Here is a 24,947-nt window from a genome sequence, read left to right as displayed (position 1 = left end):
GGGCGCGCGGCGTTTCACCTGATCAGTTCAGGGGCGTCATACGAGGCGGGGCGAGATAGAGCTCATGGGGGGAACCTAGTGAGGTGGGGGCGTTTTGAAAACCCCCACGTCATCCCGGCCGCAGCGCAGCGGCGAGCCGGGATCCAGGGACGGTGCGCTTTGCCCCTGAGTCCCGGATCGCCTATCTGCGTCCGGGATGACGGTGGTTAGTTCTTCGAGGGGATGATCACCGTCATGCTCTCGTAGCCCTTCACGAAGGCCGAGGGCACGCGCTTGGGTTCCTCCACCACCTTGATGGTGGGGAAGCGGACCAGAATCTCTTCCCAGAGGATCTTCAGCTGCAGCTCGGCCAGCCGGTTGCCCACGCAGCGGTGGATGCCGAAGCCGAAGGAGAGGTGCTGACGGGGGCGTTCGCGGTCGATGATGTAGTCGTTGGGGTTCTCGATCACCTCTTCGTCCCGGTTGCCCGAGGCGTACCACATGATGACCTTGTCGCCCTTCTTGATGGTCTTGCCGCCCAGCTCGACGTCCCGCGTCGCGGTGCGGCGCATGTGGGCCAGCGGGGTCTGCCAGCGGATGGTCTCCGACACCATGGAGGGCACCAGTTCCGGGTGCTCGCGCAGCTTGGCGTATTGATCGGGGTTCTGGTTCAGGGCCAGGACCGAGCCGGTCATGGAGTTGCGGGTGGTGTCGTTGCCGCCGACGATCAGCAGGATCAGGTTGCCCAGATACTCCATGCGATCCATGTCCTTGGTGGCCTCGCCGTGGGCCAGCATGGAGATCAGGTCGCCCTTGGGCGGTTGCGCGACGCGCTCGGCCCACAGGCGGCTGAAATAGTCCACGCACTCGAACAGCTCCATCTTTTGCTCGGCCTCGACGATCTCGGGATCCTCGGAGCTGAACAGGCCCGATTCGGGCCCCGCCGTTGCGACATCCGACCAGCGAGTCAACTTGCGGCGGTCTTCCCAGGGGAAGTCGAACAGGGTCGCCAGCATCTGGGTGGTGAGCTCGATGGAGACGCGGTCCACCCAGTCGAAGGGCTCGTTGATGGGCAGGTTGTCCAGGGTGTTCTGGATGCGCTCGCGGATCAGCGGCTCAAGAATCTGCAGGTTATGGGGCGAGACGATGGGGCTGACCGTCTTGCGCTGCACGTCGTGCTTGGGCGGGTCCATCGCGATGAACATCGGAAGCGTGAAGTCTTCCTTGGGGTCGAAGATCGTGATCGCCGGCTCCGACGAGAAGGCCTCGTGATTGGTGTCGACGGCCATGATGTCGTTGTACTTGGTCACCGACCAGAAGGCGCCGTCCTCGTGGTGCTCGGCGGGGTGCAGGTGGACCGGGTCCTCGTTCCGCAGCCGCTCGAAGTAGGGCCACATGGTCTCGGTGCGCCACAGTTCGATGTCGGTGGGGTTGATGTCCTCCAGCGGCATGGAATAGGCCCGCGCCCGGGCTTCCGCCTTCAGGTCGATGTTGCCGTCGCTCATCAGGTGTCCTCCGAAGCCGTCTGGAGCGGCTATCTTATCACTGTTCAGACGAGAATGCTTGACGCCGCGCCGCATGGCAAGGGGCCGGCCCCGTCCAGCGACCCCCGGTCGCAGAAAAACTGTACAGACGAAAGCGCACGACCGTGCTGTAACGGGCGCCTCTCGAACAACTGTTTGACCGGAGCGCCCATGGCCGCCGACGCCCTCTTCAAGCCCTTCGACTACAAGGGCCTGCACCTCAAGAACCGTATCGTCATGGCCCCGATGACCCGGTCGTTCTCGCCGGGCGGCGTCGTCACCGATGACGTGGTGGCCTACTACCGCCGCCGCGCCGAGGGCGAGGTCGGCCTTATCGTTTCTGAGGGCACGGGCGTCGACCGGCCGATCTCGGTGAACGACGCCAATGTGCCGCGCTTCCATGGCGACAAGGCCCTGGCCGGCTGGCAGCGGGTGATCGACGCCGTGCACCAGGCCGGCGGCGCGATGGCGCCCCAGCTCTGGCACGTCGGCGCCGTGCGCGCCCGCGATCCGCAATTCCTGCCCGCGGGCCCCTATGACAGCCCGTCTGGCCTGTCGCGTCCCGACAAGCAGTTCGGCGAGGGGATGACGCAAGAAGAGGTGGCCGACACCATCGCCGCCTTCGCCAAGGCCGCCGCCGAGGCCAAGCGGCTGGGCTTCGAGGCGGTCGAGCTGCACGGCGCCCACGGCTACCTGATCGACCAGTTCTTCTGGGACGGCACCAATGTCCGCGAGGACGCCTACGGTTCAAAAGAGCTGACCGGCCGCGCCCGCTTCGCCGCCGACATCCTGAAGGAGGTCCGCAAGGCCGTCGGCCCCGACTATCCGATCATCATCCGCATCAGCCAGTGGAAGCAGCAGGACTACGCCGTGAAGCTGGCCCACGACACCAAGTCGATGGAGGCCTGGCTGGGCGCGCTCGTCGACGCCGGCGCCGACATCCTGCACTGCTCGCAGCGCCGCATCTGGGAGCCGGAGTTCGAGGGCTCCGACCTCAACTTCGCCGGCTGGGCCAAGAAGCTGACCGGCGTGCCGACCATCTCGGTGGGCTCGGTGGGCCTGTCGGGGGAGTTCATCGCGGCCTATGGCGGCGAAGCCTCGCAGCCGGCCTCGCTGGACGAGCTGGAACGCCGCATGGACCGCGGCGACTTCGACCTGGTGGCCGTCGGCCGCGCCCTGCTGCAGGACCCCGAGTGGGTGCTGAAGATCAAGGAGGGCCGCAACGACGAGCTGAAGAGCTTCGAGCGCTCGGCCATGGGGGTTCTGTACTAAATACCCAAGCCCGTCATGGCCGGGCTTGTCCCGGCCACCCATGATCTCCATGGTTCAGCAAGCATCTGCGGCGGCGTCGCGCGACCTGCGGAAGGGCGGAGATCATGGGTCCCCGGGACAAGCCCGGGGATGACGATTTTGGATGGGTTTGAGCGCCGTTAAGCCAGCGCCGTTTCCGCGACCTGTTTGGCCGTCGGGTAGTCGGCCTTGCCGTTGCTGGCGCGGAGGCTTGCGGTGGTGGCGACGATGCGCTTGGGGGTCTTGTAGCCGGCGAGCGCCTGGCGGACGTGGGCGCGCAGGGTGTCCTCGTCCAGGCTGGCGCCCTCGGCCAGGCGGACCACGCCGGTGACCGACTGGCCCCACTTCTCGTCGGGCAGGCCGATGACCAGGGCGTCCTCGACCGAGGGGTGGGTCTTCAGCGCCTCTTCGACTTCTTCCGGGAAGACCTTCTCGCCGGCGGTGTTGATGCAGGCGCTGCCGCGGCCCAGCAGGGTGAGCGTGCCGTCGGCCTCCACCAGGCACCAGTCGCCGGGGATCGAATAGCGCTCGCCGTCAATGACGCGGAAGGTGCGCGCGGTCTTCTCGTCGTCCTTGTAGTAGCCCAGCGGGTTGGGGCCCTTGATGGCGATCATGCCCGACACGCCCGAGCCTGGCTCCACCGGCTGGTCGTTCTCGTCGAACACCTTGCAGCGGCCGCCCAGCATGAACTTGGCGGTGGGCGCCTCGACGCCCTTCATCATCACCGAGGCGCCCATGCCGAGCGCTTCGGAGGAGGAGAAGGCGTCGTTGAGCATGGCGCCGGGCATGTGTTCCAGCAGGCCCTGCTTGACCTCCAGGCTCCACATCACGCCGGAGGAGACCACCACGGCGACGCTGGAAAGATCATAGGCGCCCGGATTGGCGTTGAGGGTGTTGAGCAGGGGCTTGGCGAAGCTGTCGCCCACCAGCACCAGCGTCTGGGGCTTGTGTCGGTCGATGACCCGCAGGAGCTCCAAGGGATCGAAGCTGGGCGCCTCAAGCGTGATCACACATCCGCCCGACAGCATCGCCCCCATGCCGGTCAAGAGACCGGTGCCGTGCATCAGGGGCGGAGCGGGCAGGGCGCGCCCGCCGGGGCCGGCCGCGCGGGTGGCGGCGGCGAGCTCCTCCAGGGTCTCGGGGACCGGGCCCATCATGCGTGCGGGCGCAAGCGTGATCTCACGCAGGTCGTGGTGGGTCCAGATCACGCCCTTGGGCATGCCGGTGGTGCCGCCGGTATAGATGAAGAACTGGTCGTCGCCGGAGCGCGCGATATCCAGCGGCCCACCATTGCCCTCGGCGGCCAGGGTGTCGAAGTTTTCGGCGAAGGGGGCGACGTCACCGCCTTCGCTGACCTCGATCCAGGTCTTCACATTGGGCAGGCGGGGGCGGATCTCGGTGATGGCGTCGCGAAATTCCGACGAATAGACCACGGTCTGGGCGTCGGAATTGTCGAAGATGTACCAGACCTCCTGGGGCGTGTAGCGGTAGTTGACGTTGACGTGGGTCAGGCGCGCCTTCCACCCGGCGGCCACCGCCAGCAGGTATTCGGGCCGGTTGCGCATGTAGATGGCGATCTTGTCGCCGGGCTTGGAGCCGCGGGCGATCAGGCCGCGCGCCAGGCTGTTGGTGATCTGGTTGGCCTGCCCCCAGTTGATCACCCGGTCGCCATGGATGAAGGCCGGCGCCTCGGTGGGCACCGCCCCGCCGACCGCGTCCAGGATGTCCCCGAAATTCCAGCCCATGATCTCTCTCCCAGTACTGTCTTGGTCTTGCGGCCGTGCCTAGGCGTTGAAGTTGAGCTTCAGGCCCGGCCGCGGCCAGCGGGCCTTGAAGAGCTTGCCGGTGGCCGAGCAGGTCACCCAGGCGTCGCGCATGTCCGCGCCGCCGAAGCAGATGTTGGTGACGATCAGGTCGGGGAAGGCGAAGTGCTCGTAGCTGCCGTCCGGGTCGATCGCGGTGATACCGCCATTGATGATGGTGGCCACGCAGACCTTGCCCGAGGCCTCGACGGCGAGGCTGTCGAACAGCTGGTAGCCCGGCATGTTGGCCACCACCCGACCGGGGGCGAAGCCGGGAGCCGGCGCCAGGACGCCCACCTCGGCGATGTCGAAGGCCCAGAGGCGGCCCAGGTTGGTGTCGGCGAGATAGACCACGCTCTCGTCGGGTGAGAGGCCCACGCCATTGGGAGAGATCAGGTGGTCGCGCTGGCGGCTGATGTGGCTGCCGTCGGTCCTGGCGTAGTAGAGGCCGCCAAACTTGCGGCCCTCCGGGGTGGAGCAGCCGTGGTCGGAGAACCAGAAGCCGCCCTGTTTGTCGAAGACGATGTCGTTGGGGCCGATCAGCTTCTTGCCGTCGCAGGAGTCGTAGAGGGTGGTGAGCTTGCCGGTCGCCAGGTCAAAGCGCTGGATCATGCCGCCGGTGTGGCTCGCGGGCGTGGGGCCCGGGATGGTGAGGCCGCCGTTGTCGAGCCACTCGAACGAGCCGCCGTTGTTGGTGATGTAGATGGCGCCGTCGGGCCCGATGGCCGCGCCGTTGGGGCCGCCGCCGGTATCGACCACGGTGGTCTTCTGGCCGTCCGGGGTGACGCGGGTGAGGCGCTGGGCCTTGATCTCGGTGAGGATCACCGAGCCGTCGTCCATGGCGATCGGGCCTTCGGGGAATTCGAATCCCTCAGCGACCAGCTGCATGTCCATTGTTTCGTCTCCCCAACGAATTTTCGGACACTATGGGTCGGTTCCGCCGCGTGAGGCCAGCCCCCTCAGTGCAATCTCAGCGGCGTTCGAGCACCCGGATCGTAACGGGGTGGTCGTCGTCGGGGCCGGCCGGGTAGTCCCTGGCGCTGACCTCAACCCATTTGTCCTCGTCGAAGCCCTTGAGGAAGATGTCGCCGTCCACCTCCGCATGAACCTCGGTGAGGTAGATGCGCTTGGCGCGGGGCAGGACCAGTTCGAAGAGCGAGGCGCCGCCGATCACGCAGTATTCGTCCTGGCCGTCCTCCTCGGCCTGCTCGCGGGCGATGGCGAGAGCCTCGCTCAGCTCCTCGCAGACCAGCCCGCCCTTGGCCTCGAAGGAGCCGTCGCGGGAGACCACGATATTGGTGCGGCCGGGCAGGGGCGCCTTGGGCAGGCTCTCCCAGGTCTTGCGGCCCATGATCACCGGCTTGCCCATGGTGACAGCGCGGAAGTTGGCCAGGTCGGTCTTCAGCCGCCAGGGCAGCTCGCCGCCCCGGCCGATGACGCCATTGGAGGCGCGCGCGATGGGGCCGGCGGTGAGGATTGCGGTCATGGGCGATACATTACGCTGACTTTCCACCGCTCGTCCCGGCGAAGGCCGGGATCCAGATCGTAAGTCACGACCTGAGCCATGAATCCGGAATGCGTGGATGAATCTGGGTCCCGGCCTTCGCCGGGATGAGCGGATTATACGGAAATCGGCGCGGCGATCTTCTCGTGGGCCTTGTAGCCGCGCAGCTTGAAGTCCTCGTAGTCGTAGGAGAACAGGTCGGCCTTGTCGGCGATCTCCAGGCGCGGGAGGGGCAGGGGATCGCGGGCCAGCTGCTCGCGGGCCTGGTCCAGGTGGTTCAGGTAGAGGTGGGCGTCGCCGAGCGTATGGACGAACTCGCCGGGCTCCAGGCCCACGACCTTGGCCATCATCATGGTCAGCAGGGCGTAGCTGGCGATGTTGTAGGGCACGCCCAGGAAGACGTCGGCCGAACGCTGGTAGAGCTGGCAGGACAGCTTGCCGTCGGCGACGAAGAACTGGAACAGGCAGTGGCAGGGCGGCAGGGCCATGTCCTCGATCTCGGCCGGGTTCCAGGCCGAGACGATGTGGCGACGGCTGTCGGGGTTGGACTTCAGGCTGTCCACCACGGCGGTGATCTGGTCGATCACCCGGCCGTCCGGCGCAGTCCAGGAGCGCCACTGCTTGCCATAGACCGGGCCGAGCTCGCCATCTTCGGCCGCCCATTCGTCCCAGATGCTGACGCCGCGCTCCTGAAGCCAGCGGACATTGGTGTCGCCACGCAGGAACCACAGCAGCTCCACGAAGATCGACTTGCGGTGCAGCTTCTTGGTGGTCAGCAGGGGGAAACCCTGGGCGAGATCAAACCGCATCTGGCGGCCGAAGACGCCGAGCGTGCCGGTGCCGGTGCGGTCGCCGCGCTGGACGCCGTTCTCCAGGATGTCGGCCAGCAGGTCGAGGTACTGCCGCTCCGGATGTTCCGGGGCGGTCACGGCTTGCGGCAGGCGAAGGGCGGAAAGCGCGTTCATCAGGATCAGCCGGTGGAAACGTTCGGAGGTGATTCGCGACCGATTCGGTAGCCTCGTGAATGCGCGTTTCTGTCATCGTAGTTGCGAAGGCCGCGTGAACGTAGAAAACTGTGCGCAAATCCAGTTTGGAGCCGACGATGATCCTTGCTCTCCTGATGGCCGCGGCGCTGGGCGGCGACCAGCCGGCTGCCGCGACCCCGCCCGCCGAAACCGTTCCGGTCTCCGCGCCCCTGGAAAAGGGGCAGCAGCGGATCAAGATGATCTGCCGCGAGGATGCCCCCACCGGCACCCGTCTGGCCAAGCGCACCTGCATGTCGCTCGAGGACTGGAAGCGCCGTCAGGCCGAAGACCAGGAAGCCATGCGTGAGATTGCGATGAAGTCGGCCTTCTCGGACGTCCGCGGCCGCTAGCCCGCAAACCCGCCCTGATCCAGGAATTCTTGCTCGTCGGTCGTCGTCGTGCGTCCGAGGCTGGCGTTCCTGTGTGGGAAGCGTCCGAACCGCCTGATAATGTCACGGTGGAGCTCGGCGAACTTCAGCGTCTCGGGATCACCCAGGGCGGCGCACAGCCGCACGGCCTCGTCCTGGTCGGCGATATCCTCGGAATGTTCGAAGGGCAGGTAGACGAAGGGCCGCAGCAGGGGCTCGATTTCCAGGTCCTGGCCGGTCGCCACCGCGTGGCGGGCGATGAAGCGGGCCTTGCCGTCGGTGGCGAAGGCGTGGCCGGTGCCCCGCCACAGGTTGCGCGGGAACTGGTCCAGCAGGATCAGCAGGGCCAGCGACCCCTCGGCGGTCTCCATCCATTTGTCGTGACGCCCCAGGGCGGCCATGTAGTGGACCGGCTCGAACTTGAGCTGGATGGCGGCGTCGAAGTTGGGGTTCTTGGCGAACCACTTCTTCGCGCCCGCGGCGCGCCAGAAGCCGGTGATGTCGTGCGGGGTGGCGGGCATCGCGCTCTCCGAAGCGGTGGGAGACCTATGTCGGGTCAGCGAGGATTCCGTTCAAGCGCGGTTCACACAGGCGGCGCCATTAACCTTTGCCAAAGGGACATACATCGGCCGCGCGCCGGCCAGGGGACAGCGACATGAAGACGGTTATCAAGGGCGCCCTGGCGCTGGTGCTGTTGGCCTCCACGGCCGGGGCGGCCCTGGCCCAGGACGATGGCGGCGAACACCGCCGAGCCAATAGCGACGACGGCGGCTACAATCCGGCCATGCGCGCTAGCTCGCGCAACGTGCCCCCCTCGCTGCGGGAACGGGCTCCGGAGGCCCAGACGCCTCAGCAGGCGCCACAACCTCAGCCGCAGGACTCGCAGGGCGGTCGCCGCAACGACCCCAACTGGCAGTCACGCCAGCCCGCCCAACCAGGTCAGCCGCCGTCTCAGCCCCGCTGGAACAACGGTCAGGGCCAGGACAACGACCACGGACAGCGGCACGACGACCGTCATGATCGCAACGACCGCAATCAGGGTTGGACCAACGGCTGGAATGGCTCCAACGGCTGGAACAACAACGGTTCCAATGGCTGGAACAACAACGGCTCAAACGGCTGGAACAACAACGGTTCCAACGGCTGGAACAACAACGGCCGCGACTGGCGGTCCGACCGCAACCAGCAGCATCGTCCGCGGTTCGACCGCCGCTACTACGGCCAGAACTACAGCAGCCAGCAGCGCTATCGCGGCTACGCCTATCGTCCGCCGTCGGGCTTCTACATCCGCAGTTGGGGCTATGGCGACCAGCTGCCGCGTTCCTGGTGGAGCAACCAGTACCGACTGAACGACTGGTGGTCCTACGGCCTGCCGATCCCGCCTATCGGCATTGAATATGTCCGGGTCGGCGAGGACGTCCTGCTGGTGGACATGTTCTCCGGCCGCGTGGTCCAGGTGATCCGCGACGTCTTCTGGTGATCCAGATCTGATCGTCTTGGCCGGGCTTGTCCCGGCCACCCATGATCTCCGTGACGAAGATGGCCCTCGGCGGCGACGCTTAAGGTCCTGAGGACAGACGGAGATCATGGGTCCCCGGGACAAGCCCGGGGATGACGATTGATGGATTAAGGCTCGCGTTGCGGGGACGAATTGTCCTGTAAGCGCCCGTTCGGCTTGACCTTCGCGCAAAATTCCGCTGCAAAGCCCCGCCTTTGCTGCGGCGCCGTTGCGCGACGTCGTGGCGACCTTCGTCTTCAGGAGAATGACCATGCGCGTCTACTACGACCGCGACGCCGACCTCGCCCGCATCCTGGACAAGAAGATCGCCATCGTAGGCTATGGCAGCCAGGGCCGCGCGCATGCGCTGAACCTGTCGGAATCCGGCGTGAAGAACGTCGTGGTGGCGCTTCGCCCCGACTCGGCCACCGCCAAGAAGGTGGAAGCCGACGGCCTGAAGGTCATGACGGTCGCCGAGGCTTCCAAGTGGGCCGACGCCATCATGGTGCTGGCGCCCGACGAACTGCAGCGCGGCATCTATAACGAAGAGATCGCCCCCAACATCCGCGACGGCGCGGCCCTGCTGTTCGCCCACGGCCTGAACGTGCACTTTAACCTGATCGAGCCGAAAGCCTCGATCGACGTGCTGATGATCGCCCCCAAGGGCCCTGGCCACACCGTGCGTGGCGAGTACCAGAAGGGCGGCGGCGTGCCCTGCCTGATCGCCATCCACCAGAACGCCACGGGCAACGCCCACGACTTCGGCCTGGCCTATGCCTCGGCCATCGGCGGCGGCCGTTCGGGCGTCATCGAGACCACCTTCCGCGAGGAATGCGAAACCGACCTGTTCGGCGAGCAGGCCGTGCTGTGCGGTGGCCTGGTGGAGCTGATCCGCGCCGGCTTCGAAACCCTGGTCGAGGCGGGCTACGCGCCTGAGATGGCCTATTTCGAGTGCCTGCACGAGGTGAAGCTGATCGTGGACCTCATCTACGAAGGCGGCATCGCCAACATGAACTACTCGATCTCCAACACCGCCGAGTACGGCGAGTACGTGACCGGCCCCCGCATCGTGACGCCCGACACCAAGGCCGAGATGAAGCGCGTGCTGGAGGACATCCAGTCGGGCCGCTTCGTGCGGGACTTCATGCAGGAAAACGCGGTCGGCGCGCCCAGCTTCAAGGCCACCCGCCGTCGTGGCGCCGAACACCAGATCGAGGAAGTCGGGGCTCGCCTGCGCGCCATGATGCCCTGGATCACCAAGAACAAGCTGGTGGACACCGCGCGCAACTAGTCGCGGGGTTCTTCAGAGGGACAGCAGGGGTCGGACCGCGAGGTCCGGCCCCTTTTGCTATGCGCGGTAGTCGCTGATCTGCACCTCGGCGCCATAGTCGGCGAAGTCGCCGTCGGCGCGACGGCGGCGGAACTCGCCCCAGGGCAGGTCGCGGTAACGCGGCGGCGTCTGCAGCGGACGGATGACGGCGGCGTAGGCCGGGTTGAAGAAGTAGGCGAGGCTGACCCGCTCGCCTTCCTCCATGGCCAGCACCTGGTGCAGGGGCGCCTGATAGGCGTCGTTGGACCAGACCTGCACCATGTCGCCCACATTGACGATCAGGCCGCCGGGGACCGGATCGACCGGACGCCAGGTCCCGTCCTTCAGGACCTGCAGGCCCGGGACGCCGTCGGTGAGCAGCAAGGTGATGGCGCCGGCGTCAGTGTGGTGATGAATGCCCAGGCCCGCGGGCGCGGCGGCCTCGTCGACCAAGGGGTCGCGGGTGGGATAGTGGTTGAGCCGCAGGAAACTTGTGTGGACGCCCTCGAAGGCCGGGGCCAGGGCCTGTGGGTCCGCGCCCAGGCCCGCCGAGATGGCGGCCAGCAGCCGCAGGCACAGGCCCTCGCAGACGGCCATATAGGCCCGCGCTGTGGGCTCGAAGCCGGCCTGCCAAGGCGGGAAGGGGGTGGCGCCGGTGAAGGCGTCGTCGGTGGGCGACAGGCCCGCGGCGTCCGGCCCGATGTCGAAGATCTCCTTCTTGTCGCGGCGGTTCTTGGTGAGCTCGCGGTCGTAATAGCCCCAGGGATTATCCCGGCTGCGGCTGAGCGCCCGCTTGTCGGCCGATGGCGCGGCGAAGAGGCTCCGCGCCGCCTGCATCGCCTGCGCCAGCAGGTCGGGATCAAGGCCGTGGCCGACGAGATGGAAGAACCCCCAGTCGGCGCAGGCGCGGGCCAGTTGCTCACGAACCTCCGCCGGCGGCGCGGCCAGGTCGATGACCGGCACAGTCGGGTCGGCGTCCATGGCGGTCTCCTCGGGCGTCGTGGGGCCGCTCCTTTAGCAGGCGGTCGCGAAAACGCGAGCCCGGCTATGGCGGCGGCGCGCCGGTCACCGCGGCGGCGGCGGCCCGGTACAGCGGGATGCCGAGGATCAGGTTGAAGGGGAAGGCCACCCCCAGCGCGAGGCTGAGATAGATCGCCGGCTGCGCCTGGGGGACCGCCAGCCGCATCGCCGCCGGCACGGCGATATAGGAGGCCGAGGCCGCCAGAAGGGTCAGCAGGGTGGCGTCCCCCGCGCCGAGGCCGGCCAGCCGGGCGGCGCCCAGTCCCAGGGTCGCGCCGGTGAGGGGCAGAAGGACGCCCAGGGCCAGGAGCGGGGCGGGCAACCGGGCGCCGAGACCAAGGCTGCGCGCCGCGGTCACCCCCATTTCCAGCAGGAACAGGCAAAGGACGCCCTGGAACAGCGGATTGACGAAGAGGTCGAGCTTGGCCAGGCCCCGCTCCCCGGTCAGGGCGCCGACCAGGAAGCTGCCGGCCAGCACCAGGGCGGGGCCGCCGAGCAGCACCTCGCGCAATACCGATCCGAAGCCGGAGGCCGAGCCCTTGGCCCTGGCCAGCAACAGCCCGGTCAGAATGGCGGGGGCCTCCATCAGGGCCAGCACCGCGGCCATGTAGCCGCCGAACGGCACGCCCTGCGCCTTCAGGAAGTCCGAGCCGGCGGCGAAGGTGACCACCGACACAGAGCCAAACGCCGCCGCCGTGGCCGCCGCCGTGGCCCGGTCGAGCTTCCCCACCCGACGCAGCAGCGCGAAGGCGAGAATGGGGAAGGTGAGGCTCAGGCCAAGTCCCGCCAGACCGGCGCGCAGGAAGTCCGGACTGAGCCCGGCGCGGGCGGCCTCAACCCCGCCTTTGAAGCCGATGCAGAGCATCAGATAGAGGGCGAAGGTCTTGACCGAGGCCTCCGGCAGCGCCAGGTCGGAGCGCGCGATGCCGGCGGTCATGCCAAGGATGAAAAACAGCACGGCGGGCGTGAGCAGATTCTGCAGCCCCAGCTGCCCAGCCGTCATCAATGCGTCGATCATCTGCGTTCCCCTGCCTGCGCGGCCCCGACCGCCGCCCGCTCATAGGCGCCCACAGCCGCCGCTGCGCGTTGAAATCTGTCATCGGCATGATTAGGGTATCGAATGATGGAGTGAATGATGACTCGACTTCTAAATCTTGACCTGGATCTCGTGCGGGCCTTCGTCACGGTGGCCGAGGCGCGCAGCTTCACGCGCGCCGGCGAGCGGCTGGGGCGCAGTCAGTCGGCCGTGAGCCTGCAGTTGCAGCGGCTGGAGGACAGGCTTTCCACGGCGCTGCTGTCTCGTGATCCGCGCCACGTGACCCTGACCGCGGCGGGGGAGGCCTTCCTTCCCCAGGCCCGCCGGTTGTTGCGGGTCAATGACGAGATCGTCGCGGACCTGAGAGGCGACGACCTGGAGGGCGAGGTCAGGCTTGGCGCCCCGGAGGATTTCGCCACCGTTCACCTGCCGGAAATCCTGGGTGAGTTCGCACGCGCCCACCCCCGGGTCGCCCTGTCGGTGACCTGTGACTTGACCCTGAACCTGCTCGACCGCCTGAGGGACGGCGCCCTCGACATCGCCCTGGTGAAGCGCGAGCCGCTGGGCCCCGATCTGGGGGTGCGGGTCTGGCGCGAGCCCCTGGTCTGGGCCGCGGCCGACGCGGCGGTGCTGAAACCTGACGAAGCGGCCCCGCTGGTGTTGGCGCCCGCCCCCTGCGTCTATCGCAAGCGGGCGGTCGCGGCCCTGGACGCCCAGGGCCGCACGTGGCGCGCGGCCTATACCAGTCCCTCCCTGGCCGGGCAGCACGCGGCCCTGCGCGCCGGGCTTGGACTGACTGTGCTCCCACGGGACATGATCCCGCCCGACCTGAAGGTGCTGGGCGCGGCGGAGGGACTGCCGCGCCTTGAGGACGCCGAAATCGCCCTGCTCAAGGCGCGCACCGCCATCCCCCTGGCGGCGGATCGGCTGGCGGAATTCATCCTGGGCTCCCTGGACCGTCGGCACGTCCTGGCCGACGTGGCCCGGCAGGCCCTATAGGGGGCGTCAGTCCTTGGACGTCAGGTAGAGCTTGTCGCCCTTGATCTGGAAGCTCTCCAGCCGGCGCAGGAAGGTCATGCCCAGCAGGGAGCTGCTCATCGGCGCCTGGTTGACCATGACCGGCATGTCGGCGAAGGCGATGTCGCCCACCGACAGGCTGTCGACCTTGTGGGCCGCGCCATACCCCACGCCATTGGCGGTCTCCGACGGGCGGTCGAAGGTCAGTGTGGCGGTGTCGATGCCGATCCGCTTGGCGTCGGCAGGGCTGAGGACGACGTCGCTGGCACCGGTGTCCACCAGGAAGCGGACCCGCTGGCCGTTGACCTCGCCCATCACCAGGAAGCCGCCGTCGTCGCCCTGGGTCACAACCAGTTCATGCGGGCTGAGCGCGACCGGATAGGAGGACGAGACCTGCATCCGGACCCGCTGGCCCACCCCGGCCAGCTCGTGGCGGTAGGTGACGCCCAGCAGCAGGACGGCGACGATCGCGGCCCAGATCCCCGCGTGCCGGGCGCTCTGACCCCAGCGGATGTTGCGCGACAGCAGCGAGGTGGAGAACAGGCCCATCATCAGCACGCCCCAGCCGACCCAGGCCCAGTCCTGCGGCGTGCTGATCGCGCCGGGGAAGGCCGCGTAGAGCAGCCGTACGCCGCCGAGGATCGCCAGCAGCGCGACGACCCAGAGCAGCAGCCGACGGCGCGGCGACGGCGGCTCGGAGGGCTCTGGCTCGGGGGCTTCCCAGGGACCGCTCATGGCTGAGCCGTTCGCCCGGCGTCATAGAACTTCGCGGTCATGCCCCACCCGGTGACGATTTGCGGTCCCCGTCCAGGTTAGATGGAGCGATCAAAAAAAGACACCGCCGACCCTTTTCAAAGCCTGGGCGGCTACCTAGCTCAGGTCCGCAGGCCGGGCCCCTCTGGCGATCCATAGCTCTCCTCCCCGAGCGGATCGTGATGTCGGACTGCATCGGGTGCGCTCGATGCTGGGTCCCTGTAGGTTTGGCCCCCCAGTCCTCGGTCCCGGAAATCGGGCGCACCCATCCCTTGAACCGGATGTCATGGAGCGCCCCATCCGATGCCGCTGCTGCTTTGCCCCAACTGCAACACCTCCATGTCCGCCGTCGCCCGGCAGGCGGTGGAGTTCGACATGTGCCCGGCCTGCCGCGGCGTCTGGCTGGACCGCGGCGAGCTTGAGAAGCTGATCGCCGCCGGACGTGGTGAGGCGCCGGCCCAGGAGGCCTCGGCGCCGCGCATGTGGCGCGAGCCCGAGCGGCCGCGCCGCGACTGGGACGACGATGACGACCGGCATCCGGCTCACCGGCGCAAGAAGCGCTTCGACCTGTTCGATATCTTCGACTAGAGCCAGCCGAGCGTAGCTTCGCCCCGCAGGATCGCCTCGGCCTCGACCGTGTGCTTGGCGCCTTCGCGGGGGTGCAGGACCAGCGGCGGCAGGAGCCGCAGCGGCGCCTTACCGGTCTTGATGGCGCGGACCAGCACCCGCTTGGCCGGCGCGTCGGCGTGGGCGTGGACCGGGCGGATCTGGAATGAGCCGGCCTTGGGCGCCAGCAGGGCCAGGATGTCGGCCAGGCGGTCGGCGCGGTGGATCAGGGTGATCGTGCCGCCCTCACGCGCGGCCTTTGAGAGGAAGCCGGTCCAGGCCGCCAGGCCACCGTCGGCCATCCAGGCGCCGGTCTTTGCGGGCGACGGCGCGCGCAGGGCGCCGGGATCGTCGAAGAACGGCGGATTGGCCATCACCGCGTCGAAGGTCGGAGAGCCGAGCGCCTTGAACGTCGTCGCCATGTCGCCCTCCCAGATCATGACGCGCCCATCCATGGCGTTCAGCGTGACGTTCTCACGCGCCAGGGCCACGGCGGCGAGATCCCGCTCCATGCCGACAAAGATCGCCCCGGGCCGCCGGGCCGCCGCGGCCAGCAAGGCTCCGCCTACGCCGCAGCCGGCTTCCAGCACCCGGGCCCCGTCGTGGGCGTCGCAGGCGGCCGCCAGCAAGGCCGCGTCCATCCCGGCGCGATAGCCGCCCAGGGCCTGGCGCAGGCGCACGCGGCCGTCCAGCAGACGATCTTCGGGTGTTGCGTCCATGTCGGGTTGGGGACTCGTAATCGCCATATCGGGACGGTGGGGCGTTGTGCTCTCCTTGACCGTGCCTTATCGCGTCACCATTGTCCCCGCAAACGACGTGACCCCCGTCTCGCCGTTCCCCAGACCAGGAGTCCTCGTGGACGCAGTCAGCGCCCCGGTCGCCCGAAAGTCCGTGTCGATCGACGGCCTTCTGGAGCTCGCGCGGCCCGACATGGCTGGCGTCGACGCCCTGATCCGCGACCGGATGCAGAGCCCGGTGGCGGTCATCCCCGCCCTGGCCGAACACCTGATCGGCGGGTCGGCCAAGCGGCTGCGTCCGCTGCTGACCATCGCCGCGGCGCGGTTGTCGGGCGCTAAGGACGATTCCTGCCTGAAGCTGGCGGCGGCCGTGGAGTTCATCCACACCGCGACCCTGCTGCACGACGATGTGGTGGATTCCTCGGAACTGCGGCGCGGCAAGGTCGCCGCCCACCTGATCTGGGGGGCCCCGGCCAGCGTGCTGGTGGGCGACTTCCTGTTTGCGCGCGCCTTCGAGCTGATGGTCGAGGCCGGCTCCATGCAGGCGCTTGAGATCCTGGCCCGCGCCAGCCGGGTGATCGCCGAGGGTGAGGTGCTGCAGCTGACCCGCGCCCATGACCTGAACCTGGCCCAGGACGTCTATCTGGAGATCATCAAGGCCAAGACCGCTGAGCTGTTCGCCGCCGCCGCCGAGGCCGGCGCGGTCTCCGCCGGCGCCAGCCCCGAGCAATGCCTGGCTCTGCGCAAGTACGGCCAGGACCTGGGGGTGGCCTTCCAGCTGGTGGACGACAGCCTGGACTACAGCGGCATCAGTAAGGACCTGGGCAAGAACCCCGGCGACGACTTCCGCGAAGGCAAGGCGACCCTGCCCCTGCTGCTGGCCATTGCCCGCACCGGGGCGGCGGAAAAGGCCTTCTGGGACCGCGCCGTGGCCCGCCTGGAACAGGCCGATGGCGACTTCGAGCGCGCGCGGGACCTGATCACCGGGGCCGGCGCCCTGGACGCCACCCTGGACCTGGCCGCCGACTATGCGGGCAAGGCCAAGGTCGAACTGGCCGAGTTCTCCGCCAGCAACAGCTGGCGTCCGGCCCTGGAAGACTTGGCTGACTTCGCGGTCAGCCGTCTGCGCTGACCTCTCCACCGAACGGTGATATGGCTGTTTTGTCGGGCTCTAGGCATAGGAACCTGCCCGCTATTCAAACGCTCCTACTGTCCAAGTTAGGGAGAGTGTTTCGTGTTTGGTGGTGAAAGACTGTCGCGCCTGGGCGCCTTCAATCCGCAGTTTCCGGACGCCGAGAGCCTGCACAAGGGCCTGGCCCACTGGAACCACCGCCGACTGGCGGTGGGCACGCCGTCCGCCGACTGGCGCGCCGAGGTGGCCGAAGAGGCGCGGATGAAGCATTTCGAAGGCTCGTTCATCGAGGCCTTCCGAGAGGACATCGCGCCGATGGTGGCCGGCGCGCCCACCGATCCCGATGGCTTCATCGCCTGGTTCGAAGAGTTGAAGACCTCCGGTCCCGGCCAGTGGGACCCGCTGTTCTCCTGGCTGGAAAACGAAGCCAGCATCCACGACATGCGCTGGTTCCTGACCCAGGAAGCGGCCGGCGAGGCGGGCTTCGACGACCTGGTCGCCCTGACCCAGGTGAAGCTGCCGGCGCGGCCGAAGCTGGAGTTGGCGCGCAACTACTGGGACGAGATGGGCCGAGGCAGTTATGGCGGCATGCACGGGCCGATGCTGGAGCGGACGACCAAGGGGCTGGAGCTCACGCCCACCATCGACTCTACCCTGTGGCAGTCCCTGTGCCTGGCCAATGTGATGACCGCCTTCGCCACGACCCGACGATATACCTACCAGTCGATCGGCGCCCTGGGTGTCGTGGAGCTGACCGCGCCGACCCGAGTGGGGGCCGTGGACGCCGGCCTGAAGCGCCTGGGGGTCAGCCCCGAGGGCCGCAAGTACTTCGCCCTGCACGCCCACCTGGACGTCGAGCACTCCAGGGCCTGGAACGCCGAGGCCCTGGTTCCCCTGGTGACCGAGACGCCCGAGTGCGCCCGCCACATCGCCGAAGGCGCGGTCATGCGCCTGATCTGCGGCGAGCAGTGCTTCGACACCTACCGCGCCCACCTCTGGGCCCACGCCCACCCGCTGGTCTACGCGGCGGAGTAAAGCTCAGAAGCCGGTCAGCAAGCGGTCGATGGCGCGACGGATAGCGTCTTCATACTCGCGAACCTCGCCCGCTGGGTTGCGCAACAGCGCGGGGTCGATGGCGCCCAGTTCACCAATCTGGGCGATATAGTGCGCGCCGCCAAACTCCACGAGCGCGCTGATTTCTGTGTAGCCGGACCGGCCGTCGTTTAGCAGGAGGGGCGCCACGAGAACTGTCGGCGCAGCCACCAAGTGGTGCGACTGAACGACGACGACATAGGGCGCCTTGGCTCGCGACCGGGTTGACGGATTTGGGTAGACGTCGAACTGGCGCAATCACCAGCTCCGAAGATCCTCACCGAATATGCCGTATTCGGCGATCCGCTCGCGGTTCGCCTTTATAGCCTCGGCGTTGTCTTCAGCCCATCGTTGGGCCTTATCCTTATCGGTCTTGGCTGGGAGCTTGGCGCGCACCGCGGCTTCCGTGATCTCGACGATGCTCAATCCCGCCGCCCTGGCCTCCGCAAGGAGGTCAGCGTCGATCTCGATCTTGAGTTCGATCTTGCCCATGGGCTGAGCGTAACGCCGATTGCCTCAAGCGCCAATATCACCCCGGGTGGATCATGTTCTCGGGCCGCACGACCTCGTCGAACTCGGCGTCGGTGACATAGCCGCCGCCGACGGCTTCCTCACGCAGGGTGGTGCCGTTCTTGTGGGCGGTCTTGGCGATCTTGGCCGCGGCGTCGTAGCCGATCTTGGGCGCCAGCGCGGTGACCAGCATCAGGGAGCGGTCGAGGGCGGCCTTGATGTTGTCCTCGCGGGCCTCGATGCCCACCACGCAGTTGTCGGTGAAGCTGATGGCGGCGTCGGCGATCAGGCGGCAGGACTGCAGGAAATTGTAGGCCATCACCGGGTTGAAGACGTTTAGCTCGAAGTGCCCCGAGGCGCCGGCGAAGGTCATGGTGGCGTTGTTGCCGAACACCTGGGTGCAGACCATGGTCAGGGCCTCGCACTGGGTCGGATTGACCTTGCCCGGCATGATCGAGGAGCCCGGCTCGTTCTCCGGCAGGGACAGTTCACCCAGGCCCGACCGCGGGCCGGAGCCCAGGAAGCGGATGTCGTTGGCGATCTTGAACAGGCTGCCGGCCATGGTGTTGAGCGCGCCGTGACTGAAGACCATGGCGTCGTGTGCGGCCAGGGCTTCGAACTTGTTGGGCGCGCTGACGAAGGGCAGGCGGGTGATGGCGGCGATCTTGGCGGCCACCAGGTCGGCGAAGCCGACGGGCGCGTTGAGTCCGGTGCCGACGGCCGTGCCGCCCTGGGCCAGTTCATAGAGCCCTGAGAGCGTGTCCTTGATACGCCGCACGCCGTTGGCCACTTGCTGGGTGTAGCCGGAGAATTCCTGGCCCAATGTGAGCGGGGTGGCGTCCTGGGTGTGGGTGCGGCCGATCTTGATGATGTGGTCGAAGGCCTTGGTCTTCACCTTCAGCGCGGCGTGCAGGTGTTCGAGCGCCGGCATGACCTCCTTGGCCACCTGCTCGGCGCAGGCGATGTGCATGGCGGTCGGATAGGTGTCGTTGGAAGACTGGCTCATATTGACGTGGTCGTTGGGGTGGACCGGGCTCTTAGAGCCCATCACCCCGCCCAGCATCTCGATGGCGCGGTTTGAGATCACCTCGTTGGCGTTCATGTTGGACTGGGTGCCGGAGCCGGTCTGCCAGACCGAGAGCGGGAAGTGGTCGTTCAACTTGCCGTCGATCACTTCCTGGGCGGCGGCGATAATGGCCGCGCCGATCTTTGGATCCAGCCGGCCGAGCTCCATATTGGCCTCGGCGGCGGCGCGCTTGACGATGCCGAGCGCGCGGACGACGGGGAGGGGCTGCTTCTCCCAGCCGATCTTGAAGTTCTGGATGCTGCGCTGGGCCTGGGCGCCCCAATAGACGTCGGAGGCGACCTCGATCGGGCCGAAGGTGTCGGTTTCGGTGCGGTTCGTGGTCATGGTCTAGCCTCCTGTCAGATCGCTGCGCCGGTTTAAACGGGCGAGGCGGGAGCGCAAGGGTTCTGGCGCCGCCTAAAGCTGTCTAAGAGGAGCTGTATGGATGACGGCTGGACCCATCACGCCAAGGTGCGCGCCCGCGAGAGCGAAGGGGTGATGGAGGTCATGGTCGATGGCCTGTCGACCCAGGCCAAGATCTACAAGCCGCTGATCCACGAGTTCTTCCGCAAGGCCTGGCGCGGGTCGCGGCCGGCCTGGGGCGAGTTCTCGGTGGAGATCGTCATGGAATACGTCGGCGATCCGCCCTGGATGGACCTGGACAACCTGGCCAAGGCGATCCTGGATTCCATCAAGGGCTACGCCTTCCACGACGACGCCCAGGTGGCCCGCCTGCTGGTGGAGCGCCGGGCGGGGGAACGGGAGCGGATCGCCGTGACAATCCGCAAGCTGTCGGACCTCAGCCCCTGGCCCAAGGGCTAACGGCGACGTCAGGTCCTGGCGAGGGCCTTCTTCGGCTTGGGCTCCAGCGCCTGGACCATCATCATGGCGTAGGCGACCAGGACCAGCGCGATATAGCGGCCGTGGCTCTCGGGCGGCAGCTGGGGGACGAGTTTGCTGAAGTTCAGCCCTACCAGCATGGCGCCCACCAGGCCTGGCGCGGTGAAGATCAGGGCCGCCAGCCGGCGCTGACGCCGCGGCGTGGCCAGGAAACGCGCGGTGATGTGGAAGAACAGGCCCAGCGCCATGGCCACCAGGGCGGCGTTGACGACGTAGAACCAGAAGGCGTGCTCGATCACCCCCTTGGCGAAGACCACGTAGAAGAGGGTCGCCGCGCCCCAGACCAGGGCGCCCGCCAACCCGAACCACATTCCGTCCTGTTTCGACACGTCCAACCCCTCCAACGGCCTTGCTGGAGCTGACGCGTGCGACAGTCATGCCATCGGAGAACATGGATCTGAAACGGGTGCGGCCGCCCTGGTTGCCCGGGGCGGCCGCATCGCGAACGTCAATCTGGGGGGAGTTGAGTTCAGCGATACTGTTGCAGACGCGTGGTCCGCAGGCCCGCCAGACCATGGCGGTCGATCGATTTCTGCCAGGCGAGGAATTCCTCGTTGGTCAGAGAGTAACGTTCACAGGCCTCGTCGAGCGTCAGCAGCCCGCCGCGCACCGCAGCGACCACCTCGGCCTTCCGCCGGATGACCCAGCGCCCGGTATCCACCGGAGGCAGATCGGCGATCGTCAGGGGAACCCCCGTCGGACCGATCACATAGGGCTCGCCGCGGCTGTTCGTCCGGGTCTGCTGTTGTTGTTGCAACATGGCTTTACGCCTTTCCCACCATCACAATTCGGAGGGACTATACGACGCAGGCCATAACAGCCGGTGAATCGCAATAGTAAAGAAAGACCTAATCATGCACTCCCCCATGTACTAAAACGGTACAGTCTAAGTTGTCATCGCCAGTTAAAGCTGATTAACGCCAAGACTTATCTCTTAATGTTGATCAATTCTTCTAGCATCTGGTCGGCAGTGGTGATGATCTTCGAGGATGCGGAGTAAGCTTTCTGCGTCGAGATCAGTCCCGTGAACTCCGCCGACAAGTCGACAGTGGAGGCTTCCAGGGTAGAGGAGGCGATCTGACCGGCGCCGGCGACGGTGGGCTCCTTCAGGACGAACTCGCCGCTCTGGATCGTGGGGCGGTAGGCGTTGCCGCTGACCGGGGTCAGGCCGTCCGGGTTCGGGAAGGTGGCCAGGGCGATCTTGGCGACCTGGCGGATTTCGGAGTTGTCGAAGATGGCCGAGACCACGCCGTTCTCGTCGACTTCGACGCCCACCACGTTGCCGACGCTGGCGCCGTCGGAGTTCACCTGGGTCACCGAGGAGGTGTCGGGGCGCGAGGCCAGCCGGTCGAGGTCGAAGTTGATGGTCTGGCCGGTGATGCCCAGCGCGGTCGCCCAAGCTGGCGAGGCGCCGCCCGCGGAGTCGCCGATCACGATCTTCGGGGTGGCGTTCAAGGCCCCGAACACGGTGGAGTTGGCTTTGTCGAACGCGCCGGTGGCGGTGAACCGCACGGTGCCCGAAGAAATCAGGCCCGAGGTGGTGCCCGTGTCGATGTCGGAGCCCGGGACCGTGTAGATCTCGGCCTTGAACTCGTTGGTCACCGCCGGGTCGTGGATGAACGACATGGCGACCTTGTGCGCGCCGCCCACGGAGTCGATGATGTTCATCTCGATGGTGAAGTCGGGCTTGTAAACGGTGTTCTGCCCGTCGGCGTAGCCGGCCATGCTGGTCGCCTGGGCGGTGGGGTCATAGGCCGTCAGATCCACCTGGGCGGTGGGCAGGCGCTTGTCGACGTTGGCGTTGACCACGATGTTGCCGGTCGGCCGGACCGCGGCGCCCAGGTTCTTGACGTTGATCGGCTCCAGCTTGGTCAGGTCCGACGGATTGATGTCCATCGTGCCGTCATCCTTCACCTTCCAGCCCTGCAAGTAGAGCTTGGCGTCATTGACCATGAAGCCGTCGGCGTCGACGCTGAACGAGCCCGAGCGGGTGAAGGAGCGGTTGTCGGCGGCGGTCAGGCCCGTGGCCTTCTGGGTGACGACGAAGAAGCCGTCGCCGGAAATGCCGAGGTCGGTGGGCGACGATGCGCTGGTGATCAGGCCCTGCTGGCCAACGAACTGGCGGGTCACCGCCTGCACGCCGCCGGCCGAATAGCGGCCCTTCACGGCCTGGGCGGTCACCACGTTGGCGAAGTTCACCTGGTTGCGCTTGTAGGCGGTGGTGTTGACGTTGGCGATGTTGTCGGAGATCGCGGCCAGGGCCGACGAGTTCGACACCAGGCCCGAGACGCCGGCGAGCATGGCACTGTTGATGCTCATGGGATTTGCCTTCTTTCGTACTGCGGAGGCCGCAAAGGATGGGGGAGCTGAGCCGCCTTAGGCGGCCGCTTCGGTGTCCGGGACTGGGGTGTTGTCGTTTTGGGTCTTGGTGATCGGGGCGACGACGTTGTTGATCGAGGTCACCGTCTCCCAGGGAATCTTGGCGCCGTTGAGGGTGATCAGGGTCTTGCCGTCGACCTGCTCGACGCCGGTGACGACCCCCTGGATGCTGATCTTGGAGATGACCGCTGTCCCGGCGCTGTCCTTGGCCGTGACCTTCAGGGTGTAGGGGCCACCGTCGTCCAGCTGCTTGCCGCTGTTGTCCTTGCCGTTCCAGTTGAAGGCGTGGTCCCCGGCCTTCATGTCGCTGGGGGCTTCGCTGTAGACCGTGCGGCCCTTGGAATCGACGACCTCGAGCTTCAGGTCATTGGCGGCGCGGTTGAGGTTGTAGTTCCAGGTCGCTTTGCCGTCCTTGATGGCGTTGTCGGCTGTGCCGGCCTGGACATCCTTGCCGATCAGGGCCACGGCGGTGGAGATGCCGCTGCCGGTGTTGGCCACCAGCTTCTCCATCAGCTGGTTGCCGTAGAGCTGCTGCTCCACGCCGGTCATCTGGACGAGCTGCTGGGTGAACTGGTTGGAGTCCAGGGGCGAGAGCGGGTCCTGGTTCTTCAACTGCGTGGTCAGCAGGTTGAGGAAGGTGTCGAAGCTCTCGGCAAGGCGCTTGGTCCCTGTCTGGGTGGTGGTCTGGGTTGCGGCGGCGCCGGCGACTGCATCTACCATCTGACGCTCCCTAAATTCGCACGTCGACGCCGGACACCAGGGTCCGGCGCTGGAGGTTGAGGGCGCCCGAGAGCGCCGCGTCGGCCGTCTGGTCGGCGCTGTCGAGCGCCGCCTGGAAGGCCCGGCCGCGCGAGGCGCCGCCGTTGTTGGAATTGTCCTGGCCGAACTGGCCCTGACCAGCCTGGCCCTGGCCGCGGTCGGCGGCGACGTCGAAGCGGATGCCGCCGCTGATGTCGAAGCCGGCCTGTTCCAGCGCCTTCTGGAGTTCGCCCGCCCGGGTGCGCAGCTCGGCCGCGGCCTGGGGGTTCTCGAAGGACATGGAGGCGGTCAGCCGACCCTGGGCGCCGATCTCGATGCGGACGTCCACGCGGCCGAGGCCCTCGGGGTTGAGGGCCACATCGAACTGGGTGGAGCGGCCCTCCAGCTTCTTGACGATCTGGGCGGCGAGGTGGGCGACGGTCTGCGGGCCTGCGCGCATCTCGGCAGGGGCCGCGGTGGACGCGGCGGCCGCGGCGTCGGCGACATTGGGGGCGGCGGGCTGGCCGGTGTCGACGTCGGCCTTGGCCTCTACCGCCACCGCGACCTCTTCGCGCTTGCCCTCCGATCCGGAGTCGAAGGTCGCGGCGGTCTCGGTGTGGGCGACGGCCTTGGCGGTCAGCGGATCGGCGCTGGACACCGTCGCTGTGGCGGCGGCGTCGGTGTGGACACCGGCTTCGTTGCGGGCGGCGCGCGCGGTGGTCTTGGCCTTCGGCGCGGCGGTTGGGGTCGCGGGGGCGGTGTCGGTCGGGGTCGCGGCGGCCTCGGCGGCTTCCGCGACGAGAGAGGTGTTGGCGGCGACCGCGACTTCGGCGGCCTCGGTGACCGGCGCTGGCGGCGGTGCGGCGACGGCGGCGGCTGCGGCGAGGGCGGCGGGCGGCGGGGCCGAGGTGCGGGGCGTGGGGGCTTCCGGAGAGGCCGGTGCGGCGGCGGTGGCCGCCTGGCGAGCGGCGGCGGGTTTGCTGGCGTCGAAGGCGGCGGCGGCCGCCGTCGCGGCCGTGTCATCCGCAGGCGCAGTCGCGGCGGCGTCGTCGAGAGCCTTGGCGGTCTCGGTCTCGGCGGCGGCGGCCTTTGCGGTCTTGGTGTCGGCGGTCTTCGCGGCCGGTCCGGCTTGCGCCTGGGCCAGCGCGGCGTCAGCCGCGGGAAGTTGCGGGGCAAAGGCCGAGGGGGCGGGCGCGCCGCCGCCGGTGGCCGCATCATCGGCGACAACGGTGGCCGCGACGGGGATCGGCGCGGTGATGGGCTGGGCCAGCAGGGCGGCCAGGATCTGGGCGTCGGTGGAGGGCGTGGCGGTGTCGGTGGCCTCGGGGGCGGCCTTGCCGTCCTTCGCCGTCTTGGCCTCCTTGGCCGCGCCGGCGGCGGTCTTGGAGACCGGCTTGCCGTCGGCGCCCAGGATGGGCTCGCCCGCGCCCTGGTTTCCAAAGAAAGCGGTGAGCAGGGCCTCGAAGCCCGCCATCGGACCCTGAGACGCGGCGCCGAACAGGCCGGTCACCGCGCCGGTGGCGGCGGCGGGCTGAAGGGTCGAGGCGTTGAGCGGCGCGGTCATGAGGTCGGGGTGTCCAGGGGACGATCTGTGAGGAAGCGCCTGCTGCGCCGCGTTCATTCCGAACCTGCTCAGCAACCTCCGCGCCATTTTGGAAAAAAG

General features: G+C 67.6%; 27 protein-coding genes. 9 read left to right on the top strand and 18 right to left on the bottom strand.

All coding sequences use genetic code 11. From position 1 onward, the window contains the following. Positions 1–206 precede the first annotated feature (206 nt). Positions 207–1,484: a cytochrome P450 gene (locus JKL49_RS15365; protein WP_215341496.1), complete on the bottom strand. Its 1,278-nt coding sequence runs from the start codon at positions 1,482–1,484 to the stop codon at positions 207–209. 189 nt (positions 1,485–1,673) lie between these two features. Between JKL49_RS15365 and JKL49_RS15360 the strand changes: the two genes are divergently transcribed. Further along, on the top strand, positions 1,674–2,774 hold the full coding sequence (locus JKL49_RS15360; RefSeq protein ID WP_215341495.1) for an NADH:flavin oxidoreductase: 1,101 nt from the start codon (positions 1,674–1,676) through the stop codon (positions 2,772–2,774). A 158-nt stretch (positions 2,775–2,932) separates the two neighbouring features. On the opposite strand, the gene JKL49_RS15355 is transcribed toward JKL49_RS15360, so the two are convergent. From JKL49_RS15355 to JKL49_RS15340, 4 genes are all read right to left on the bottom strand, one after another. Then, positions 2,933–4,537 carry an acyl-CoA synthetase gene (locus JKL49_RS15355; RefSeq protein WP_215341494.1) on the bottom strand — a complete coding sequence of 535 codons (1,605 nt, stop codon included), beginning with the start codon at positions 4,535–4,537 and terminating at the stop codon, positions 2,933–2,935. Between the two features lie 39 nt (positions 4,538–4,576). Further along, positions 4,577–5,488, bottom strand: coding sequence for an SMP-30/gluconolactonase/LRE family protein (locus JKL49_RS15350; RefSeq protein ID WP_215341493.1), 912 nt, complete (start codon positions 5,486–5,488; stop codon positions 4,577–4,579). 76 nt (positions 5,489–5,564) lie between these two features. Next, positions 5,565–6,080 carry a dihydrofolate reductase gene (locus tag JKL49_RS15345; RefSeq protein ID WP_215341492.1) on the bottom strand — a complete coding sequence of 172 codons (516 nt, stop codon included), beginning with the start codon at positions 6,078–6,080 and terminating at the stop codon, positions 5,565–5,567. A 134-nt stretch (positions 6,081–6,214) separates the two neighbouring features. After that, on the bottom strand, positions 6,215–7,063 hold the full coding sequence (locus JKL49_RS15340; protein ID WP_215341491.1) for a thymidylate synthase: 849 nt from the start codon (positions 7,061–7,063) through the stop codon (positions 6,215–6,217). Between the two features lie 137 nt (positions 7,064–7,200). Here JKL49_RS15340 and JKL49_RS15335 point away from each other — a divergent pair, with 137 nt between their 5' ends. Next, a complete protein-coding gene (locus JKL49_RS15335; protein ID WP_215341490.1) occupies positions 7,201–7,473 on the top strand; it encodes a hypothetical protein in 273 nt (90 codons plus the stop codon). On the opposite strand, the gene JKL49_RS15330 is transcribed toward JKL49_RS15335, so the two are convergent. Beyond that, on the bottom strand, positions 7,470–8,012 hold the full coding sequence (locus tag JKL49_RS15330; RefSeq protein ID WP_215341489.1) for a DUF924 family protein: 543 nt from the start codon (positions 8,010–8,012) through the stop codon (positions 7,470–7,472). The genes JKL49_RS15335 and JKL49_RS15330 overlap by 4 nt on opposite strands. Positions 8,013–8,146: 134 nt before the next feature. Between JKL49_RS15330 and JKL49_RS15325 the strand changes: the two genes are divergently transcribed. Further along, positions 8,147–8,971 carry an RcnB family protein gene (locus tag JKL49_RS15325; protein ID WP_215341488.1) on the top strand — a complete coding sequence of 275 codons (825 nt, stop codon included), beginning with the start codon at positions 8,147–8,149 and terminating at the stop codon, positions 8,969–8,971. 289 nt (positions 8,972–9,260) lie between these two features. After that, on the top strand, positions 9,261–10,280 hold the full coding sequence (gene ilvC / locus JKL49_RS15320) for a ketol-acid reductoisomerase (protein ID WP_215341487.1): 1,020 nt from the start codon (positions 9,261–9,263) through the stop codon (positions 10,278–10,280). Positions 10,281–10,337: 57 nt separating this feature from the next. Here ilvC and JKL49_RS15315 read toward each other — a convergent pair whose 3' ends face one another. Together JKL49_RS15315 and JKL49_RS15310 are read right to left on the bottom strand one after the other, a co-directional pair. Then, complete coding sequence (locus JKL49_RS15315) at positions 10,338–11,279, bottom strand: isopenicillin N synthase family dioxygenase (protein WP_215341486.1); 942 nt, start codon at positions 11,277–11,279, stop codon at positions 10,338–10,340. A 64-nt stretch (positions 11,280–11,343) separates the two neighbouring features. After that, the gene (locus tag JKL49_RS15310) at positions 11,344–12,336 is read right to left on the bottom strand and encodes a sodium-dependent bicarbonate transport family permease (RefSeq protein ID WP_249778095.1); all 993 of its coding nucleotides are present in this window, start codon (positions 12,334–12,336) and stop codon (positions 11,344–11,346) included. 117 nt (positions 12,337–12,453) lie between these two features. Here JKL49_RS15310 and JKL49_RS15305 point away from each other — a divergent pair, with 117 nt between their 5' ends. Then, positions 12,454–13,353, top strand: coding sequence for a LysR substrate-binding domain-containing protein (locus tag JKL49_RS15305; RefSeq protein ID WP_215341485.1), 900 nt, complete (start codon positions 12,454–12,456; stop codon positions 13,351–13,353). Positions 13,354–13,359: 6 nt separating this feature from the next. On the opposite strand, the gene JKL49_RS15300 is transcribed toward JKL49_RS15305, so the two are convergent. Further along, on the bottom strand, positions 13,360–14,106 hold the full coding sequence (locus tag JKL49_RS15300) for a retropepsin-like aspartic protease family protein (RefSeq protein ID WP_215341484.1): 747 nt from the start codon (positions 14,104–14,106) through the stop codon (positions 13,360–13,362). Between the two features lie 321 nt (positions 14,107–14,427). On the opposite strand from JKL49_RS15300, the gene JKL49_RS15295 reads away from it, so the two are divergent. After that, the gene (locus JKL49_RS15295) at positions 14,428–14,712 is read left to right on the top strand and encodes a TFIIB-type zinc ribbon-containing protein (RefSeq protein ID WP_215341483.1); all 285 of its coding nucleotides are present in this window, start codon (positions 14,428–14,430) and stop codon (positions 14,710–14,712) included. Here JKL49_RS15295 and JKL49_RS15290 read toward each other — a convergent pair. After that, positions 14,709–15,449 carry a tRNA1(Val) (adenine(37)-N6)-methyltransferase gene (locus JKL49_RS15290; protein WP_215341482.1) on the bottom strand — a complete coding sequence of 247 codons (741 nt, stop codon included), beginning with the start codon at positions 15,447–15,449 and terminating at the stop codon, positions 14,709–14,711. The two genes, JKL49_RS15295 and JKL49_RS15290, sit on opposite strands and share 4 nt — an antisense overlap. Before the next feature lie 178 nt (positions 15,450–15,627). Between JKL49_RS15290 and JKL49_RS15285 the strand changes: the two genes are divergently transcribed. Both JKL49_RS15285 and JKL49_RS15280 read left to right on the top strand, forming a co-directional pair. Next, entirely contained in the window at positions 15,628–16,599 is a 972-nt protein-coding gene (locus JKL49_RS15285) for a polyprenyl synthetase family protein (RefSeq protein ID WP_347340420.1), read from the top strand. A gap of 102 nt (positions 16,600–16,701) precedes the next feature. Next, on the top strand, positions 16,702–17,634 hold the full coding sequence (locus JKL49_RS15280) for an iron-containing redox enzyme family protein (RefSeq protein ID WP_215341480.1): 933 nt from the start codon (positions 16,702–16,704) through the stop codon (positions 17,632–17,634). A 3-nt stretch (positions 17,635–17,637) separates the two neighbouring features. Here the strand turns inward: JKL49_RS15280 and JKL49_RS15275 are convergent, their stop codons facing one another. From JKL49_RS15275 to fumC, 3 genes are read right to left on the bottom strand one after another with little or no spacing between them, the layout of a single operon-like run. Then, positions 17,638–17,949, bottom strand: a complete 312-nt coding sequence (locus tag JKL49_RS15275) for a CcdB family protein (RefSeq protein WP_215341479.1) — start codon at positions 17,947–17,949, stop codon at positions 17,638–17,640. Beyond that, positions 17,950–18,183: a type II toxin-antitoxin system CcdA family antitoxin gene (locus tag JKL49_RS15270; protein ID WP_215341478.1), complete on the bottom strand. Its 234-nt coding sequence runs from the start codon at positions 18,181–18,183 to the stop codon at positions 17,950–17,952. Positions 18,184–18,220: 37 nt separating this feature from the next. After that, entirely contained in the window at positions 18,221–19,612 is a 1,392-nt protein-coding gene (fumC, locus tag JKL49_RS15265) for a class II fumarate hydratase (RefSeq protein WP_215341477.1), read from the bottom strand. A 96-nt stretch (positions 19,613–19,708) separates the two neighbouring features. On the opposite strand from fumC, the gene JKL49_RS15260 reads away from it, so the two are divergent. Next, positions 19,709–20,089 (top strand): RusA family crossover junction endodeoxyribonuclease, encoded by a 381-nt coding sequence (locus tag JKL49_RS15260; protein WP_215341476.1) that lies wholly within the window; start codon positions 19,709–19,711, stop codon positions 20,087–20,089. A gap of 8 nt (positions 20,090–20,097) precedes the next feature. On the opposite strand, the gene JKL49_RS21045 is transcribed toward JKL49_RS15260, so the two are convergent. The 5 genes from JKL49_RS21045 to JKL49_RS15235 all read right to left on the bottom strand — a co-directional run bounded on the left by JKL49_RS21045 (position 20,098) and on the right by JKL49_RS15235 (position 24,848). Beyond that, positions 20,098–20,496 carry a DUF5367 family protein gene (locus JKL49_RS21045; RefSeq protein WP_215341475.1) on the bottom strand — a complete coding sequence of 133 codons (399 nt, stop codon included), beginning with the start codon at positions 20,494–20,496 and terminating at the stop codon, positions 20,098–20,100. A gap of 140 nt (positions 20,497–20,636) precedes the next feature. Then, a complete protein-coding gene (sciP, locus tag JKL49_RS15250; RefSeq protein WP_215341474.1) occupies positions 20,637–20,927 on the bottom strand; it encodes a CtrA inhibitor SciP in 291 nt (96 codons plus the stop codon). Positions 20,928–21,094: 167 nt separating this feature from the next. After that, positions 21,095–22,486 carry a flagellar hook protein FlgE gene (locus JKL49_RS15245; RefSeq protein WP_215341473.1) on the bottom strand — a complete coding sequence of 464 codons (1,392 nt, stop codon included), beginning with the start codon at positions 22,484–22,486 and terminating at the stop codon, positions 21,095–21,097. Positions 22,487–22,543: 57 nt separating this feature from the next. Beyond that, positions 22,544–23,266 carry a flagellar hook assembly protein FlgD gene (locus JKL49_RS15240; protein ID WP_215341472.1) on the bottom strand — a complete coding sequence of 241 codons (723 nt, stop codon included), beginning with the start codon at positions 23,264–23,266 and terminating at the stop codon, positions 22,544–22,546. 10 nt (positions 23,267–23,276) lie between these two features. After that, positions 23,277–24,848 (bottom strand): flagellar hook-length control protein FliK, encoded by a 1,572-nt coding sequence (locus JKL49_RS15235; protein ID WP_215341471.1) that lies wholly within the window; start codon positions 24,846–24,848, stop codon positions 23,277–23,279. Between the last annotated feature and the right edge of the window lie 99 nt (positions 24,849–24,947).

Source organism: Phenylobacterium glaciei, from assembly GCF_016772415.1.
GTDB lineage: Bacteria > Pseudomonadota > Alphaproteobacteria > Caulobacterales > Caulobacteraceae > Phenylobacterium > Phenylobacterium glaciei.
Note: the sequence above shows the minus strand (reverse complement) of the source record. Positions and strands in the feature narration are given on the sequence as shown.

Excerpts from the sequence above, each read along its gene's own strand:
- JKL49_RS15330 (WP_215341489.1), bottom strand. The coding sequence starts at position 8,012 with ATGCCCGCCACCCCGCACGACATCACCGGCTTCTGGCGCGCCGCGGGC.
- JKL49_RS15350 (WP_215341493.1), bottom strand. The coding sequence starts at position 5,488 with ATGGACATGCAGCTGGTCGCTGAGGGATTCGAATTCCCCGAAGGCCCG.
- JKL49_RS15245 (WP_215341473.1), bottom strand. The coding sequence starts at position 22,486 with ATGAGCATCAACAGTGCCATGCTCGCCGGCGTCTCGGGCCTGGTGTCG.
- JKL49_RS15270 (WP_215341478.1), bottom strand. The coding sequence starts at position 18,183 with ATGGGCAAGATCGAACTCAAGATCGAGATCGACGCTGACCTCCTTGCG.
- JKL49_RS15305 (WP_215341485.1), top strand. The coding sequence starts at position 12,454 with ATGACTCGACTTCTAAATCTTGACCTGGATCTCGTGCGGGCCTTCGTC.
- JKL49_RS15310 (WP_249778095.1), bottom strand. The coding sequence starts at position 12,336 with ATGATCGACGCATTGATGACGGCTGGGCAGCTGGGGCTGCAGAATCTG.
- sciP (WP_215341474.1), bottom strand. The coding sequence starts at position 20,927 with ATGTTGCAACAACAACAGCAGACCCGGACGAACAGCCGCGGCGAGCCC.
- JKL49_RS15325 (WP_215341488.1), top strand. The coding sequence starts at position 8,147 with ATGAAGACGGTTATCAAGGGCGCCCTGGCGCTGGTGCTGTTGGCCTCC.
- JKL49_RS15345 (WP_215341492.1), bottom strand. The coding sequence starts at position 6,080 with ATGACCGCAATCCTCACCGCCGGCCCCATCGCGCGCGCCTCCAATGGC.
- JKL49_RS15355 (WP_215341494.1), bottom strand. The coding sequence starts at position 4,537 with ATGGGCTGGAATTTCGGGGACATCCTGGACGCGGTCGGCGGGGCGGTG.
- JKL49_RS15335 (WP_215341490.1), top strand. The coding sequence starts at position 7,201 with ATGATCCTTGCTCTCCTGATGGCCGCGGCGCTGGGCGGCGACCAGCCG.
- fumC (WP_215341477.1), bottom strand. The coding sequence starts at position 19,612 with ATGACCACGAACCGCACCGAAACCGACACCTTCGGCCCGATCGAGGTC.
- JKL49_RS15235 (WP_215341471.1), bottom strand. The coding sequence starts at position 24,848 with ATGACCGCGCCGCTCAACGCCTCGACCCTTCAGCCCGCCGCCGCCACC.
- JKL49_RS15240 (WP_215341472.1), bottom strand. The coding sequence starts at position 23,266 with ATGGTAGATGCAGTCGCCGGCGCCGCCGCAACCCAGACCACCACCCAG.
- JKL49_RS15260 (WP_215341476.1), top strand. The coding sequence starts at position 19,709 with ATGGATGACGGCTGGACCCATCACGCCAAGGTGCGCGCCCGCGAGAGC.
- JKL49_RS15300 (WP_215341484.1), bottom strand. The coding sequence starts at position 14,106 with ATGAGCGGTCCCTGGGAAGCCCCCGAGCCAGAGCCCTCCGAGCCGCCG.
- JKL49_RS15315 (WP_215341486.1), bottom strand. The coding sequence starts at position 11,279 with ATGGACGCCGACCCGACTGTGCCGGTCATCGACCTGGCCGCGCCGCCG.
- JKL49_RS15360 (WP_215341495.1), top strand. The coding sequence starts at position 1,674 with ATGGCCGCCGACGCCCTCTTCAAGCCCTTCGACTACAAGGGCCTGCAC.
- JKL49_RS15340 (WP_215341491.1), bottom strand. The coding sequence starts at position 7,063 with ATGAACGCGCTTTCCGCCCTTCGCCTGCCGCAAGCCGTGACCGCCCCG.
- JKL49_RS15290 (WP_215341482.1), bottom strand. The coding sequence starts at position 15,449 with ATGGACGCAACACCCGAAGATCGTCTGCTGGACGGCCGCGTGCGCCTG.
- ilvC (WP_215341487.1), top strand. The coding sequence starts at position 9,261 with ATGCGCGTCTACTACGACCGCGACGCCGACCTCGCCCGCATCCTGGAC.
- JKL49_RS15365 (WP_215341496.1), bottom strand. The coding sequence starts at position 1,484 with ATGAGCGACGGCAACATCGACCTGAAGGCGGAAGCCCGGGCGCGGGCC.
- JKL49_RS15295 (WP_215341483.1), top strand. The coding sequence starts at position 14,428 with ATGCCGCTGCTGCTTTGCCCCAACTGCAACACCTCCATGTCCGCCGTC.